Below are 15,732 nucleotides of genomic sequence, written 5' to 3'. Positions count from 1 at the left end.
GGCTTATTCCTCGCCCCGGCTGGTGTCAATTCCGGCATTGTCTATCCCGACATTGTCACCCCCGGCATTGTCAACATAGTCGCCGAGCTTGGCCAGTGGGTCCTTGTGGTACAGGCTCAGCAAGGGGGTGCAGATAGCCAGCGCGAGACCGCCGAACTCCTGCTCGCTGAAATCCCGGGGGAAGCTGAACAGCCTCTGGTAATGGGGCTCCATGGCTTCGCCCAGCTGACTCTGTTCGTCCAGCCACTGCTCCTTGGCGGCCAGGAGCCTCTGTTGGTGATCTCCCTCCGCCTCGGCATAGGCGAGCGAGGTGCGCGGCATGAAGCACAGCGGCCGTTGCTGGCCCTGAATGAATAACGCCAGCAGTTGCGTCAGGTTGGCCTTGGCCATCTCCTGGCTGAGGGGGGCCAGGGCGTGGAAATGGCCAACATCCAGCAGATAACTGTGGCAGCCATGACCCATGGCGTTGACACAGAGGTGGCGCAGGTACAGACGCACCAAGTCCCGGCCATGGGCCGTGCCCGGACGATAGTTGACCAGCCCCTTGGCGGCTAGGTCTTCGATGCGGCCAACCAAGGTGATCCCTTTGCCATCATCCTGGCTCGTCAGCTTCAGCCTTATGTCCAGATGCCGGGTCTTGCCCGCCTCGCCCCTGAGGTAGAGGCTGCGGCCTATGAGCGGCGCCAGATCCCTTTGATATTGGTGCAGCAAGAGGTTATCGAACGGCGCCATCGGCAGGCTGCCGCCGGCCTTGAGGCGTTCGAGCAGTTCGCCGTCTATGAGCTCGCTGTTATGGCCTATGGCGTCGTCCAGCAGCTTGAGCTGTAACTGATACCGCTCCAGGGCATTGAGGCTGAAGGCTTCGTCGTTGTTCTCGGCCTGGATCTTCAGCCCGAGATCCACCTTGAGGCTGCGGTTGAAGAAATACTGCGCCGGGTTGCGAAAGAAGCGCACCAGGGCCGACAGTTCGATCTGCTGCGCCTCGCCGTCTGTCTCTGCTGCCTCGCCGAGCAGCTCGTCATCGCCGCTCAGATCTATGCCGGCATCGGCAGCCATGAAGGGCGGCTCAGTCGCGTCTCTGGCACCGGCCGGGCACCATTGCCGGCTGTAGCTGGGTTGCAGCCGCTGGGATTGGGTACTGACGGCAGAGTCATTCTGGTCAGATTCGGCACCCTTGGGCAGATAGAGGCGCTCGTCGAAGGGTTGCAAGGGTTGCAGGCAAACCAAGTGTTGCCACAGGGCCGCTTCGGCGTCCTGAGGCGTGACCTTTGGCGTAAGGCCCTGTGGCAGATAGCAGAGCTGGCAATACTCTATGAGTTCAGACACCAGCATGGAGGGAATGCGCTCCGAGTTATCCCGCTCGCTATGACCCAGATAACTTATGTACAGCTGTCGCCGGGCCGACAACAGGGCCTCGAGAAACAGGTATCTGTCATCGAGGCGGCGGGATCTGTCTCCCTTGCGGGCCCCTTGGTGAGCCATGAGATCGAAGCCGACCGGGTGTTGTACCCTGGGATAGACGCCGTCGTTCATCCCCAGCAGACAGACGACGCCAAAGGGGATGGAACGCATCGGCATCAGGGTGCAGAAGTTGACGCTGCCGGCCAGGTAACGCTGGCCGACCCTGGATTCGTTCAGCTGGCTGCCGAACCAGTGCTGCAGCACGGCCATGCCCAGATCCGCCTGCTGGCCGGCGTCATCCAGCTCCGTGCCTAGCTTCACCAGGGCCTCGCGTATCTCCTGCAGTTGCGGGCGCTCATCCTCGTCGACGGCATAAAAGTCCGCCAGCATCTGTTCCAGCTGCACCAGGCGGCTGCGGCTGTCGAGGCTGACGCTCAGCTGTTGCTGCAGCTGGTCGAGGCGCTCGATGAAGTTGAGCAGCTTGCCAAGGGCCTGGGCGGCCTGGCCCTCTATGCCTTCGACACTCAGGTGCTGCTGGTACAGGGGGGCATCGTCGCTGAGGGCATACCCCAAGATCAGCCGGCGGATGCCGAAGGCCCAGGAGTTCTGGCCGAAGGCGGCCAGGCCCTGGTCGACTCGGCTCTGCTCGTCGCGGCCCCAGCGCACCCCGGCGCTGTCGAGCCAGCGGCGGATCAGCTGCAGTTCCTCTTCGAGCAGATCGAAGCGGCGCAGCACGGCCGGCACTTCGAGTATGCTGATGATGTCTGTCAGGCCGAAACGGCTCTGGTGTATGCCGAGCAAGTGCAGGAAGCTGTTGATCAGCGGTGATTCCTGGGCCGCGCCGCGGTCGGCGATGGCGTAAGCTATGTAGTGCTGCCCCTGTTTGGCGGCAAATACCGCATCTATGTAAGGCGCATAGGCGGCGACATCCGGCATCATCACCACTATGTCTCTGGGCTGCAGCCCGGGATCTTGCTCTAGCAGTGCCAGCAGATGGTCGTGCAGCGTCTCGACTTCCCGCAGCGGGCTGTGGCAACTGCGCAGGGTGATGGAGTCATCGTCACTGGCCAACGGGCGCCGGCCATGGAGATTCAGGTACAGCTCTGCGTCCGGCCCCAGGCTCTGGCCCAGGGTCTCCATCTCGAGTATGTCGTGTTGCACCCCATGCAGCAGGCTGTCGACGCCGGGATCCCGATAGAGATCATAGCCGAAGTCCGTATGCTCGGCGGGCAACTCCAGCAGCAGATCCAGCAATTCACGGCCCATCTTGCCGTTGTTGGCCAGCAGGGGATTGCCCACCTCCAGCTTGTCCTGCCAATGTTCGGCCAGTTGCTTCTTGTCGGCGTATTGCAGTGCCATCCGGGCGCGCTGGCGCGGATCTACTATGTCGCCCCAGTAATGTTGGCATGGGCTCAGGCTCAGCATCACCACATCTATGCGCCTGGCCAGGTGGTAGATGACTTCCAGGGTCTGTGGCGCCATGGAAGAGATCCCGAACACGAATAGCCTTTGCGGCAGGGCGGCGAGCGAGGTGGCTTGGTTGCCGAGCGCCTCGAGCAGGGCCTGATGCAGGTTGGCCCTGTGATAGCCACTCTGGGCCAGCACCTGGGCGTTGAACCGGGTCAGCGCCCGCCAGAGCAGCGGCTGCCATGTTTGATCTGCGCCGAGTTTCAATGGGGATTCGTTGCGCTCCCAGCCGAGGATCCAATCGGGGCGATAGACAAGGTATTGGTCGAATATGTCGGCGATGCGGCCGCAGAGCTGATACAGCTTGAGCTCGGCGTCCGGGGGCTCGACGACATCCGGGGTCAGGTAGTGACGCAGCGGCTTGAAGGCCTCGTCATCCAACAGGTCGGGCAGCAGGGCCATGAGTTTCCAGGTCATGGCGGCCTTGGTGAAGGCGTTTTCCTTGGGCACGTCCGGCAGCAACTCATGACAGAGTTGCCAGGTGAAGCTCGAGGGCAGGGGGAATTCCAGCGCAGCCGCTATGCCATTGTATTTGGCTATCTCCAGCCTGAGCCAGGTCGACATGCCAGGGCTCTGGACCAGAATCGCCTCCTGAGCCAAGGGGTTGGCGCCGCCGGGCGCCGTTGCCAACATGGCCGCGAGTTGTTGCGACAGGGATTCCATCTGGTTGGACTGGAGCAGGTATAGCATGGGCGACTCGGCAAGGTGCAATTCAAACTATTCTATGTGTTTGATTTACCGCATTCAACATCGCAGCCCTGTCTTAATGCCGATAGCGGCATTATTTTAATCCCCGCCAGGGTGATAACAGCATGAGCCGCAGCTTCAGTCGCCATGCCTGTTTGTTGAAGGCTTGGCGGCGGCGCTTGCTCTCTTTGGCGTCGCTGCGGTCGTTATCGCTGTCGAGGCCGTACTTGAGCCCTATGTAGCTGCGGCTGAAGCGATGGAAGCTGCGGCCAAACTCGGGTGCCGCCATGGCGACGCGCGCGGCGAAGGTCTCGGGCCCGTCGCTTGGGTGTCGCGCCAGGCCCCTGCGCGCCAATTGGCGGCAGACCCCGTCGTAGCCGAGTTTGAGGGTGTCTCTGTCCCGGGGGAAGCGCAGCAGACCCGCGCTGTAGGCTATGGCCAGGCCTATGACGCCGATACTTATCAGCATCAGGAGTGCCACCCGGGTGGCGCTGACATTGCCAAGCAGGTTAGCCAGCAGCCGATATTGATGCTGGGTGTCGAACCCCAGCACCCAGAGGCTCCAGTAATAATCTATGCTGGCCAGGCTGAGCCTGAGCGCGTTCAGCCATGGCCAGGTTCTGAACCTCAGGCTGCTGAAACTGTTGTCACTCAGGTAGCTGTCTGCGGCGGCGAAGCTGGCATCGAAACCCTGCGCCACCCGCTCAGGGGCGACCATGGCTGTGGGGTCGAGTCTCAGCCAGCCGCCGTCGTCGAGCCAGACTTCGACCCAGGCATGGGCCATGTATTGGTAAACGCTCAAGTAACCCGCATCTGGATTGGGCTCACCGCCCTGATAGCCTGTGACCAGCCTGGCCGGCAGGCCCGTTGCCCTGGCCATGAAGGCCAGCGCCGAGGCGTAGTGGACGCAGAAGCCGGCGCGGTTCTCGAACAGGAAATCGTCCAGCTGTTGCGGCCCGACCCGGGGCGGGTTCAAGGTGTAGAAGAAGGGTTGCTGATGGAAATAGCGCATCATGGCATCGAGGCGCGCCCTGGGCTCGGGGTAAGAGTCGAGAAAGGTTTCGGCCAGTGCCCGGGTGGCGGGATTGCCATGCTCGGGCAATCGCAGGTTGCGGGCCCTGGCGGCATCGTCAAGGCTCATACCCAGGCGGGCAGAGGGCCAGGAGCTGACCCGGTAGACCCGGCGCTGCTCCAGCCGCTGCAGCGAATAGAGACGGTAATCCGGCAGCCTGATCAGGGTCTCATCCTGGCTCTGGGCCAGATCCAGGGCGAACAACCAGTGCTGGCGACTGGGTTCGGCAATCACCAGATAGTCCAGCCGCGGCCCGGTTTTTTTGAGCCTGGTGAGGCCATGGCCGTCATCTGCCGCGGGCGTCGCCAATAGCCTCGCCTTGTGTTGCTGCATCTTGATGCTGGCTGACTGGGTCCAATGCTTACCGTCGTAATCTTCCAACACCAGGGCGCGCCAATAGAGACCGCTGTTGGCCGGGATATCGCCGTCGAAGCTGGCCCTGAACGCCAGCGCCGCCGAGCGGGTCAGGCGGCGAATGTCGCCAAAGCCCAGGGTGTCCGACAGGCCCGTTTGGCTGCTCTTGAGCTGAGGCACTAACCAGAGCGGCGGAAATCGTGGCAGCACTATGAACAATACCAGCGCCAGTGGCAGGCTGAGGCCCATGAGCCGCAGGCCGGTCGCCAGGGTGTCGGGTATGCCGCCGCGCTCGCGATAGAGGCTGAGCAGCACACAGGTGTTGAGCGCGCTGACGCCGAGCAGGTACAGGGAATACCAGAGTGACTGGTGCTCAATCAGGCTCAGGCCTATGAGAAAGTAGCCGACCAGTACCAGGCTCTTGACGTCGCGCCTCTCCCGCATCTCTATGTATTTGAGGCCATAGCCCAACACCAGCAGGTTGATCAGGGCGTTCAGCACCCCAAGTTCCATCGCCACCAAGGCCAGGGTCAGGGCCGCGGCTATGGCCAGGATGCTGACCAGGGGCCGCGGCGGTCTGGCCACCTTGCCCAGATAGATGCCGACTCGCCATACCAGGCAGATGGCACAGATGCCCAGGGTCCAGCTGGTGCATTGCCTGTAGAGTGGCCCCAGTATCGCGATATAGGTCAGCAGCAGCCAGAATAGGGTCTGGCGTCCTATTATGTCTCCCGCCTGGGGCCGACTCTGGTCACGAGCCTGGTCACGAGCCTGGTCGCGGGCCTGAAGCGTAGCTTGACCCAGAGGCGGCAATCCCTGGGTCTTCATGGGGTCACCCCTGGCCCGGTGCCTGGGGCGTTTGCCGAGTCCTGCGGGTCGGAAGGATACAGGGCGATGGCGCGCTGACATAAGAGCCGGTGCGCCGCGCCTTCGCCCGGTCCGAAACGCTGCTGCCCCAGGCTGAGGCCGAATCTCTGGCCATCGGCGGTGAGGCGGTCGACCTGCCAGGCCAATTCGCTTAACCTCTGCTCCAGCCCATTGGGCGCCAGGGGCCCCAATTCCAGCCAGAGCGGCACGCCCTGCAACTGATGAAATTCCTTGCTGAGCATGCCGCGCCCCTGGGCCCATTGCTTCCAGGCGACGTGCTTGAGGGATTCGCCTATCACATAGCTCTTGAGCCCCTTGAATTCATTGACCCCCATGGTGGACTTGCCCTGGGTCAGGCTCTTGTCGTCACTGTCTTGACGGCGCGCGAGTTGCGGCGCCTGGCTGCGGGGCGCGGCGAACACCAAGTGGTGCAACGCCAGATCCACATGGGACCAGGCCCGGCATAGCCCCAGCGGGTAGTTGGAAGCCAGGGTCAGGCGCCCTGGGTGTACCAGGCCGCGGCGCGGATGCGCCAGGGTGACCCGGGCCAGGACTTTTTCCCGGGTCACCCCTGGCACCCTGTGGGCAGCATTGGCGCCGAACCTGAGATACAACTCATGGCTGGAATGGCTCGAACTCAGATGAATGGGAAAGGTGAGGGTATCGCCGGCATAGACCTGGGGCGGTGGCAGGGATGCCAGGGTGAGACCGGCGAGGTTGCGGTAGCTGTAGATGATGCAGGTATTGAATAGGCTGAATAGCAGGATACTCAGGCCTATGACCAGGTTGTTCTGATAGTTGGTGCCAAACAGGTAGAGGATCAGCACCAGCAGCAACCACAGCAGGCCGAAGCCGCTGGGCAGGATAAATATCCGGCTGTGGTCCAGGGTGATCTTCGGCCCCGGCGGCAGCCGTCTGGCCAACCAGAGTTGCCAGCGCTCGCCGAACCAGCGCCGCAGCGCCCAGATGCCATGCCGGCGGTGCTTGCCTGGGGCTTGGTGGCGTTTGGTGCCTGTTTGCCCTGTTCTCCGGGCCGATGCCGATTTCATCATCCGGGCCTGATCAGCGTATCGGGTTGACCTGGGCGAGGATCTTCTCGGATATCGCCTCGCCCTGCAGTTGGCTGCTGCTGCGGACCCTATGCTCGGCCACGGGGGAGAAGATCGCCTGCACATCTTCGGGGACGGCGTAGTGGCGCCCCTGGATCAGCGCCCAGGCCTTGGCGGCTTGCAGCAAGGCCTTGCTGGCCCTGGGGGACAGGCCATAGCTCTCTGTCTGGGCGCGGGAATGTTCCACCAGTGCCAATATGTATTGCAGCAGGGCATCCGAGGCCGTCACTTCCTCTACCTGTGACTGCAATTGTCTCAGGGTCATGGGATCTATGCATTGGGGCAGCACCTGCGCCGTTTCCCTGTGGCCTTGCTTGAGCATGGCGAGCTCGGCCGCCAAATTGGGGTAGCCTATGGAGAGGCGCATCATGAAGCGGTCGAGCTGGGATTCCGGCAGCGGGAAGGTGCCGGATTGATCCGTCGGATTCTGGGTGGCGATGACGAAGAAAGGACTCGGCAGGCTGTGGGTGATGCCGTCGACCGTGATCTGCTGCTCTGCCATGGCTTCGAGTAGGGCGCTCTGGGTCTTGGGGCTGGCCCGGTTAATCTCATCCGCCAGTATCATCTGCTTGAAGATGGGCCCGGGATGAAACACGAACTGTGCCTGGTGCTTGTCGAAAATCGATACCCCGAGTATGTCTGCCGGCAACATGTCGCTGGTGAACTGGATGCGCTGATAGCTGAGCCCCAGGGTTTGCGCCAGGGCATGGGACAGGCTGGTCTTGCCCATGCCGGGAAGATCTTCGATCAGCAGGTGGCCCCTGGCCAGGATGCAGGCCAGGGCCAGGCGGATCTGCTGCGGCTTGCCGAGTAGCACACACTCGAGTTGATGCAATATCCCCTGAATGGCAGTCTGGCTCATTTGCTGTCCCCTCCCAAGCTATTCCTGTGGCTAACTATGGGGCTTGCCGGGTATTTAAGCCAGGGGAAAATGGCCTGGCTCAATAGCCGAAGTTGAGTTCGGCCTCATTGAATAAGGACAGGGGCTTGTTTTGTTGCGCCTGGTAGATGAGACGATAGCTGAGCACCGCCTGTACATATTCCCGAGTCTCGCTGAAGGGGATGGTCTCGATGAAACTCATCACATCCAGCTTGCCCTGCGAGTCTGCCAGCCAGCGCCTGACCCTGTGGGGACCTGCGTTATAGGCGGCGGTTGCCAGCACCCGGTTCTGGTTAAACTCCTCGAGCAGCTGGGCATAATAGGCACTGCCAAGCTGCAGGTTCATCTGCGGCGAATAGAGGCTGCTCGGGCCTGTGTATCTCAGTGCCTGTTTCCTGGCCGTCTGTTTCGCCGTGGCCGGCATCAACTGCATCAGCCCCCTGGCGCCGACGCCCGAGGTGGCATAGGGATAGAAGGCGCTCTCGCGTCTGGCGATGGCGCGGATCTCATCTATGTCCACCTTGAATTTTTCGCTCGCCTGCTCGAACCCCTGCTGGTGGGCGAAGGGGAAACGCAGCGGCAAATCGTTCCAGAACCGCCCCTGAATGCTTGCCTGCACACTGAGATCGTCCCAACCCTGCTGCAGGGCGTATAAGGCATACTGCGCCTGCATGTCATTGTCATGGCGGCCCAGCAGCAACACCCATTCGCCCCTGGCCTCGGGCAGTTTCTCCAGTGCCAGCAGTTCCCTGACCCTGGCCAGGCCTGGGTCATCGGCCAACTTGTCGACCAGCAGTGGATCCCGGGTCGCGTGTTGTTGCCTGAGTGAGATGGGTTTGGCCCGGGACAGCGCCGAGTAGAAGCCATAGAAGTCGCGCTCCCGGCTCAGTGCACTCAGCGTCTGCTCAGTGGCCGGCGATGCCCCATGGCTCCGGGCGTACCAGAATTGCCAGCGGGATTTGGCCAGGGTGGCGTCGCTCAGCAGCTCGAGATACAGGCCTATGCTCCGGGTATCCTGCTCCCTGATGGCCCAGCGCAAGCGCATCTCATAGAGATCATCGGATCCGAGCAGCGGCAACATGGTATCTATGTGATCCTTCAGCGACGACTCCTGACGGATCAACGCCCGCCGCACCAGATAACGGTTGAGCTGGCGCCCCTGGTGATCGCTGAAGCGGCCCGCTTGCTGGTATTTGACATAGAGGCTCACCGCCTGGGCGAGATCTTTCCTGGCCAGCTTGCGCAGCCCTGCGGCCACCACGTCGCCCAGTATGTTGGCCTTGGCACTGAAATTTTGGCGGTGGCGCAAGCTGTTGGGATCCCGGTAGACGGCGATGAGCTTCTTGGCATAGTTCTGGTGTGTGGTGATTTTCTTCGCCAGATAGCCGAGCAGACCTGCCTCGCCCGCATCGAAACTGAGCAACATGCGCTCCCAGATCAAGGTCTGGGAGAGCTGACCCGCCTTGGCCCAGGCATGAAACAGGGGATCACATTCCTTCGGCAGTGAGTTGCCGTTGAGCCAGAGGCCGGCGGCTCCCAGATAAGCGGCGGCATGCTCACCCTGAGCCAGCTTGGCCCTGTAGTAGAAACATTGCAAGCGGGTGTTGTTCGGTGGCTCGGCGGCGAACTGCAAAAAGTCCTGCCAGCGCCTCTGGCTGCCCGAGGCCATCAGGTATCTGTATCTGGCGCTGTTGTACAGGGGCAGGCCCTTGAAGGGGGCCAAGCCGGCCTCGGCCGAGGTGGCGGGTTGTTTGAGCAGCTTGTCTATGTGCTCGTGGTAATCGAGATAGACGGCCAGTGGATAATCATCCAACTGGCGTCTGAGCTTCTGGTATTGGCTGCGCTTGCCTTGGTCCAATGCCTTCTTGGCATCGAGATATTGCTGTTGCTTGATGGTCAACGCCTGCACCTGGGGGGCCGACACCAGCGTCACCAACAGAATAGAAGCCGACAAAACCATATTGATTAATGGTTTACGCATTAACAACTTGCCTCCAAAATTCGATTTCCTTATCGATTAATCATGGGTGCCGGGCTGGGCTGCCACGGCGCTCTGCTACCTAATGACGGCCTTGATCTGTGTGGTGGGGATTTCCGCTTCGGTTAACATTTCTGCCTGAGTGTCCAGGCTGTCATCGAGCGCCTTGTCCAGCAGCTGTTTATCCAACTGCTTGCTGGTATCTACCCCGAGTTGCTGCATCAAATGGGCCTGGCGGATCAGGTTGCCCCTGCCCGAGGCCAGCTTATTCATGGCACCCTGATAACATTTGTCGGCGGTGTCCAATGCCCGTCCCAATTTGTCCATGTCTTCGACATACCCACAAAGCTTATCGTAAATTTTGCCGGCCTGCTTGGCGATTGTCTGGGCATGTTGATTCTGATATTCATAGCGCCAGATGTTGTTTATGGTCCTCAGCGCGACCAGGAGATTGGTCGGGGAAACCAGCATTATGTTATGTTCGAGTGCATAATTTACCAGGCTGGGATCTTGCTCCAGCGCCAGCAAAAATGCCGGTTCTATGGGGATGAACATCAACACATAGTCCAGGCTCTTGAGGCCATGCAGCTTCTGGTAATCTTTCTGGCTCAGGCCCTTGATGTGGCTGCGCAGCGACAGCACATGTTCCTTGGCGGCCTGTTGGCATAGCTCGGGATCTTCGCTGTTGAAATAACGCTCATAGGCCAGGAGTGACATCTTGGCATCTATGACGACGTCCTTGTTGTCGGGCAGATGCACTATCACATCTGGCTTGAAGCGTTTGCCCGCGTCATCTTTCAGATCTTGCTGGATATGATATTCGTGGCTCTCACGCAGACCGCTTTCCTGCAATACCCGTTCGAGTATCACTTCCCCCCAGTTGCCCTGCTGCTTGTTGTCGCCTTTGAGGGCCTTGGTGAGGTTGATGGCGTCCTGGCTCATCTTGAGGTTGAGATCCCTCAGGTGTTCGAGTTGATGTTTCAGGGCGCTGCGCTCGGCCTGTTCATGCCCGTAGGATTCGCGTATTTGCTGACGAAAGCCTTCCAGCTGTTGCTTGAGGGGACCCAGTACCCCATCGAGCTGGCTGACATTCTGGTGCTTGAAGTTTTCACTGCGCTCTTCAAAAATTTTATTGGCCAGGTTTTCAAATTGCAGTGTCAACCGGCTCTCGGCCGATTCCAACAGGGCTATCTTATCCTGCAGCGCCTGTTGCTGCACTTCGCTCTTGGCCAGGATGCTCTGTTGCATGGCGTTGGACTTGGACAGCGCCAGTTGGGTTTCCAGCTGCTTGCGCTGCAGCTCGGCCAACTGTTGCTCCAAAGGGGGCAGACGTTCGGCCTGGGCCTCGGCCTTTCCCAGCAGGGCCAGCTTATGCTCCAATTTTTCCTGGCAGGCATTGAGCTGCTCCTCCTTATGCTCCAACAGTTGCCGCTGTTGTTGCAATGTCAGCTGGGTGTCATCCGTGGTCTTTTGGCTTTGCAGCAGTTCTTGTTCCAGCTCGGTTCTGAGCTGCTGCCATCTCTGGCGGGTGAATCTTTGATTGAGCAGGGCGCCTATCAGGATACTCAGGAAGGCCGTGGCCACCAAGGCCGCTATTTCGGGGACAGATAATGCGAGAGGTAATGGCATAAAGAATACAAGCATAATGAGAGGTGGGACATAGATTGGCATGCCGACACTGGGGCTTCAAGTACTTTGCCCCGGATTGGGGTACTCTTTTGCCTGGCGGGTCTTGATTGTTTCAATCAGGTTAAATTAAGGTGTCTGTTTTGTTTCCGTCGCCGGTTTTGCCTGCAAAAGCAGACTTTTTCCTCTGCCCGGGAAGTTTTTTCGTCCCGGGACTGTCTACTCTGTACATCGAGTCAATAATCACAAGAGGTGTCCATTGAGTCAGCAGAAGCGATTTACCAAGGGCATACTGGCCCGGCTGCCATGGCAGCAAGGGGAGCAGGATGTGACCCCGGAAGCGGTATTCCAGGCCAGGCGGCAAATCATCAAGGCGTTGGGGTTTGGTGCCGTCGGTGCCAGCCTGCCGGGATCTGTACATGCCGGACTGCTGGACGTGTTTGGCGATAAGCGGCCCCAATTTGTGACCCAAGCGCTGGATTATACGGCCAATGCCAATTACCGGGCGGAGGATATGCCGACGCCTTTCGACAAGGTTACCCGGCACAATAATTACTATGAGTTCGGCACGGGTAAGCAAGATCCCTCGGAAAATGCCCAGGGATTCTCGGTCGATCCCTGGCAGCTGAGAATAGATGGCGAAGTCGAACGCCCCATGACCCTGGATCTGGCGCAGTTGACCCGGTTGTTGCCGCTGGAAGAGCGCATCTACCGGCTCAGGTGCGTGGAAGCCTGGTCCATGGTCATTCCCTGGGTGGGATTTCCGCTGGCGGCGCTGCTCAAGAAAGTCGGTCCCACCAGCAAGGCCAAGTATGTGGCATTCGAGACCCTCTATGATCCCGAGCAGATGCCGGGTCAGAGGAGTCGCATGGTGGGCGGCGGCATAGATTACCCTTATGTCGAAGGCTTGCGGCTGGATGAGGCCATGAATGAGCTGACCCTGATGGCCGTCGGGCTGTACGGCAAGACACTGCCACCACAGAACGGCGCGCCGATCCGCCTGGTGGTGCCGTGGAAATACGGCTTCAAGGGCATCAAGTCCATAGTGCGCATCCGGCTGACAGAGAAACAGCCGCCCACCAGTTGGAATCTGCTGGCGCCCCATGAATATGGCTTCTATGCCAATGTGAATCCTGAGGTGGATCACCCCCGTTGGTCCCAGGCCTCGGAGCGGCGCATAGGTGCCGGTGGCCTGTTCTCGGCCAGGCGCATCGCCACCTTACCCTTCAATGGTTATGGCGATTACGTTGCCCATATGTATAAGGGCATGGATCTGAGGAAGTTCTATTGATCAGACTGACAGCTAAGTATTTGTTTTGGTTGAAATGCTTATTTCATTTGCTGGCACTGCTGCCGCTGGGCTATCTGTTGTGGCAGGTGCTGACGGATAATGCCGGCGGCGATCCCGTGCAATACATAATCCACTACACAGGGATGGGCGCATTGAATGCCCTGGTGGCCACCTTGCTGGTGTCGCCGCTGGCCAAGGGATTCAAGCTGGGCTTGCTGATGCAAACCCGGCGGCTGCTGGGCCTGTATGTGTTTGCCTATGCCAGTCTGCATATCCTGGCGTTCTTCAGCCTGGATCTCCTGTTTGCCTGGTCGCTGTTGCTGCAGGAAGTGGTTAAACGCCCCTACATTCTGGTGGGCGCCTCGGCTTATCTCATAGTGCTGGCATTGGCGCTGACGTCCTTCAATAGGGTCAAGCGCAAGATGGGACGTCGCTGGCAGCAACTGCATTATGGCGTGTATCTGGTGGCCTTATTGGCCCCGATACACTTCTACTGGTCGGTAAAATCCGAGATCATCGAGCCCAGCCTGTACTTGCTCGGCTTGGGGGGCCTGCTGCTGTGGCGCATGCCCTTTGCCAAATGGTTGCAGCGGCTGCGCAGCAAAAGTCTGATAGCGCGCCTCAACTGAGCTATTTGGCCTCAGTTGACCAACTTGGGCCCGCCATTGTCGGGTTCTCCCTGACCGAGCGCCGCATCGCGCCACGGTTCAGCGTCCCTGGCACTGAAATAACAATTGCTGCCGGGCTGGCTCTTGGCCAGATACATGTTGTTGTCGGCTATCTGCAGCAGGCTGTTTACGTCTTTGCCATCCTGGGGATAGAGGCTGACCCCCAGGCTGATGTCCATGCTGAAGGCGTGCTTGTCAATGAAAATGGGCGAGCAGAGCAGGGGGATGAGCTTCTGGATGACGGTCAGGGTTTCTGCCCTGGACTTTACCGGCTCGAGCCAGATGACAAATTCGTCCCCGCCCCACCTGGCCACCATATCTGATTGGCGCATGCTCTGCTGCAGCCTCTGTGCTATCTCGACCAGCACCAAATCCCCCATGCTATGGCCATAACTGTCATTGATGGGTTTGAACTTGTCCAAGTCCAGGTAGAGCACGGCGGCCGAGGTCAGATTGCGTTTGCATCTGATGAGCCCTTGTTCCATATGCAACTTGAACGCATGCCGGCTCATGAGCTGGGTAAGCTCATCATGGTCGGCCAGGAACTGCAGTTTCTTCTGTTGTTGGGTCAATAATTTTGTCTGCTGCTCGACTTCGTATTGCAGCTGATCCCGTTTGATGGTGATCTGATCCAATGTCAGCTTCATGTCGTTGAACCGGCGCGACAAGGGGCCGAATTCATCCGTGTCGTCGACCTCGAGCCGACTCTTGAGATCGCCTTGGGCCAGAGAGGCTATGCCCTGATTGAGGGACTTGAGGCTCGAGCTGAAGCGCCTCAAGATGGTCAGGGTGAAGAGTGTCAGGCTGAGCAGACTCAGCACCAAGAGGGTAAAGAGCAGGCTTTGCATGCGAATGCGCTGCTTTTCGCTGTGTTGCATTGCACTGAGTTGAAAACGGTAGCTGTCTTCCGCCATGGCTTGCATCGTCATGGTGAACCTCGCCTGCAACATCTGGGCGGCAACCGCCATGGGCCCGCCATCGACGCCCGTGACCTGTTGGCTCGCCAGCCGGATCAGGCTGCCCAGGTTGCCATTGAGCCGGATCAGGTTGGTTAAGAGCCGCCGCTGCGCAGGATTGATCATGGGGGTGAGGGAAAGCTTTTTGTTCAACTCGGCCTGCACAGCCAAGGCTTCATCCAAGGCGGATCTATCCCTGTAGTGCTGTAATAACCACAGCCTGTTACTCAAGGCATCTATCTGCAACTGAACCCGGATGATGCGCTCGAGTTGATGATCGGCCAGGGCCTGAATTTGTGCCTGTTTTAACGAGGTGAACAAGATCAAGCTCACCAGCAGGGTGGACAGCAGGACCGAGACTTGCAGGCGCCTGGATAACTTCATAGTGTCTGCGCAAACAGAGGCAGGCTATTCAGGGCGCGGTGATCCAACAGCCGCCTGAAGTCCGGGGTGCTGTCGGCCCTGACCTGACCCGTGGCTATGGCCCAATGTGCCTGCATCTGCAGGTTGGCGATCAAGGCATTGCCCAGGGATAACTTGAAGACATAGTCAGGCCAGAGGGCGTCCAGTTCGGCGGCCGGGATGTCGAGGTATTGGCCGATGAGGCGTTTGGCCTGCGCCGGTTCGCTATCCATGAAATCAATCGCCTGTGCCAGCGCCCGCAGAACCTTGGTATTGGTCCGGAGATCCTCAGGGTCGTTTGTCTTGTGTCCCAGGAGGTTGAAGGACAAAGAGTAAACCCCCTTGGTATCGAATTCCAGCCACTCCTGGGGCATGAGTCTTTGCAATTGATGGCCGTAGGGCTCCCAGACAGAGATGACATCGACCCGCTTTTCCAGCAGCGCCGAGGCGAGTTCCTGGACGGGCATATTCACCTGGGTAAAGCCCAGATCGCCATGACCGGACAAGAGCATATAGGCATACAGGAAAAACTCGCTGGAGCTGGCTTCCACTATGCCAATGCGCTTCGCGGCCAATTGCTGCGGGCGACTCAGGCCAGAGGATTTGAGGCTGAGGAGTTTGATGTCCTTATCGGATTCGGCGAAGCTGGCCAGCACGCTGAAATCATCATGTTCGAAGCTGTTGAACATCACCACAGATTCCGAGCTGGTGGCCATATAGACCTGGCGGGCGATTAACTTCTGAAAGCAGAGCAGGCCGCCATCCAAGGGCTGCAGCTCCACTTCGAGGCCATGCTGCCTGAAAAGGCCGCGGGCCTTGGCGACGATGAAAGGGGCCGATAAGGGGGTGGTGGAGATGGCGATGCTGATCTTTCTGGCGGGAGACTGAAGTGGTTCCTGTCGCAGCCATAAATAAGCCGGGATGCAGATCAGCGCGACGGCCAAACACAAGAGCAGGACTTTCTTCATGGTAGA

10 protein-coding genes are annotated in these 15,732 nt (G+C 59.5%); 2 read left to right on the top strand and 8 right to left on the bottom strand.

The window, feature by feature from the left end:
* Positions 1-3: 3 nt before the first annotated feature.
* The 6 genes from recC to rmuC all read right to left on the bottom strand — a co-directional run bounded on the left by recC (position 4) and on the right by rmuC (position 11,444).
* Complete coding sequence (recC, locus tag LZP73_RS14680; protein ID WP_234235740.1) at positions 4-3,558, bottom strand: exodeoxyribonuclease V subunit gamma; 3,555 nt, start codon at positions 3,556-3,558, stop codon at positions 4-6.
* A 91-nt stretch (positions 3,559-3,649) separates the two neighbouring features.
* The gene (locus tag LZP73_RS14675) at positions 3,650-5,809 is read right to left on the bottom strand and encodes a transglutaminase TgpA family protein (protein WP_234235739.1); all 2,160 of its coding nucleotides are present in this window, start codon (positions 5,807-5,809) and stop codon (positions 3,650-3,652) included.
* Positions 5,806-6,900: a DUF58 domain-containing protein gene (locus tag LZP73_RS14670; RefSeq protein WP_234235738.1), complete on the bottom strand. Its 1,095-nt coding sequence runs from the start codon at positions 6,898-6,900 to the stop codon at positions 5,806-5,808. Before LZP73_RS14670 ends, LZP73_RS14675 begins: the two co-directional genes overlap by 4 nt.
* A gap of 10 nt (positions 6,901-6,910) precedes the next feature.
* On the bottom strand, positions 6,911-7,819 hold the full coding sequence (locus LZP73_RS14665; RefSeq protein ID WP_234235737.1) for an AAA family ATPase: 909 nt from the start codon (positions 7,817-7,819) through the stop codon (positions 6,911-6,913).
* A gap of 79 nt (positions 7,820-7,898) precedes the next feature.
* Positions 7,899-9,818 (bottom strand): transglycosylase SLT domain-containing protein, encoded by a 1,920-nt coding sequence (locus tag LZP73_RS14660; RefSeq protein WP_234235736.1) that lies wholly within the window; start codon positions 9,816-9,818, stop codon positions 7,899-7,901.
* Between the two features lie 75 nt (positions 9,819-9,893).
* Positions 9,894-11,444 carry a DNA recombination protein RmuC gene (gene rmuC / locus LZP73_RS14655; protein ID WP_234235735.1) on the bottom strand — a complete coding sequence of 517 codons (1,551 nt, stop codon included), beginning with the start codon at positions 11,442-11,444 and terminating at the stop codon, positions 9,894-9,896.
* Positions 11,445-11,700: 256 nt separating this feature from the next.
* Here rmuC and msrP point away from each other — a divergent pair, with 256 nt between their 5' ends.
* Together msrP and msrQ are read left to right on the top strand one after the other, a co-directional pair.
* Positions 11,701-12,732, top strand: a complete 1,032-nt coding sequence (msrP, locus tag LZP73_RS14650) for a protein-methionine-sulfoxide reductase catalytic subunit MsrP (protein WP_234235734.1) — start codon at positions 11,701-11,703, stop codon at positions 12,730-12,732.
* On the top strand, positions 12,729-13,361 hold the full coding sequence (msrQ, locus tag LZP73_RS14645) for a protein-methionine-sulfoxide reductase heme-binding subunit MsrQ (RefSeq protein WP_234235733.1): 633 nt from the start codon (positions 12,729-12,731) through the stop codon (positions 13,359-13,361). The genes msrP and msrQ overlap by 4 nt, the downstream gene beginning before the upstream one ends.
* Before the next feature lie 11 nt (positions 13,362-13,372).
* On the opposite strand, the gene LZP73_RS14640 is transcribed toward msrQ, so the two are convergent.
* Both LZP73_RS14640 and LZP73_RS14635 read right to left on the bottom strand, forming a co-directional pair.
* The gene (locus LZP73_RS14640) at positions 13,373-14,740 is read right to left on the bottom strand and encodes a sensor domain-containing diguanylate cyclase (protein WP_234235732.1); all 1,368 of its coding nucleotides are present in this window, start codon (positions 14,738-14,740) and stop codon (positions 13,373-13,375) included.
* The gene (locus LZP73_RS14635; RefSeq protein ID WP_234235731.1) at positions 14,737-15,726 is read right to left on the bottom strand and encodes an ABC transporter substrate-binding protein; all 990 of its coding nucleotides are present in this window, start codon (positions 15,724-15,726) and stop codon (positions 14,737-14,739) included. The genes LZP73_RS14640 and LZP73_RS14635 overlap by 4 nt, the downstream gene beginning before the upstream one ends.
* Positions 15,727-15,732 lie beyond the last annotated feature (6 nt).

Origin of the sequence: Shewanella sp. AS16, assembly GCF_021412365.1 — a bacterium.
GTDB lineage: Bacteria > Pseudomonadota > Gammaproteobacteria > Enterobacterales > Shewanellaceae > Shewanella > Shewanella salipaludis.
Note: the sequence above shows the minus strand (reverse complement) of the source record. Positions and strands in the feature narration are given on the sequence as shown.

Coding starts and splice junctions, on each gene's coding strand:
- LZP73_RS14670 (WP_234235738.1), bottom strand. CDS start 6,900: ATGATGAAATCGGCATCGGCCCGGAGAACAGGGCAAACAGGCACCAAA.
- recC (WP_234235740.1), bottom strand. CDS start 3,558: ATGCTATACCTGCTCCAGTCCAACCAGATGGAATCCCTGTCGCAACAA.
- LZP73_RS14665 (WP_234235737.1), bottom strand. CDS start 7,819: ATGAGCCAGACTGCCATTCAGGGGATATTGCATCAACTCGAGTGTGTG.
- LZP73_RS14635 (WP_234235731.1), bottom strand. CDS start 15,726: ATGAAGAAAGTCCTGCTCTTGTGTTTGGCCGTCGCGCTGATCTGCATC.
- rmuC (WP_234235735.1), bottom strand. CDS start 11,444: ATGCCATTACCTCTCGCATTATCTGTCCCCGAAATAGCGGCCTTGGTG.
- LZP73_RS14675 (WP_234235739.1), bottom strand. CDS start 5,809: ATGAAGACCCAGGGATTGCCGCCTCTGGGTCAAGCTACGCTTCAGGCC.
- LZP73_RS14640 (WP_234235732.1), bottom strand. CDS start 14,740: ATGAAGTTATCCAGGCGCCTGCAAGTCTCGGTCCTGCTGTCCACCCTG.
- LZP73_RS14660 (WP_234235736.1), bottom strand. CDS start 9,818: ATGCGTAAACCATTAATCAATATGGTTTTGTCGGCTTCTATTCTGTTG.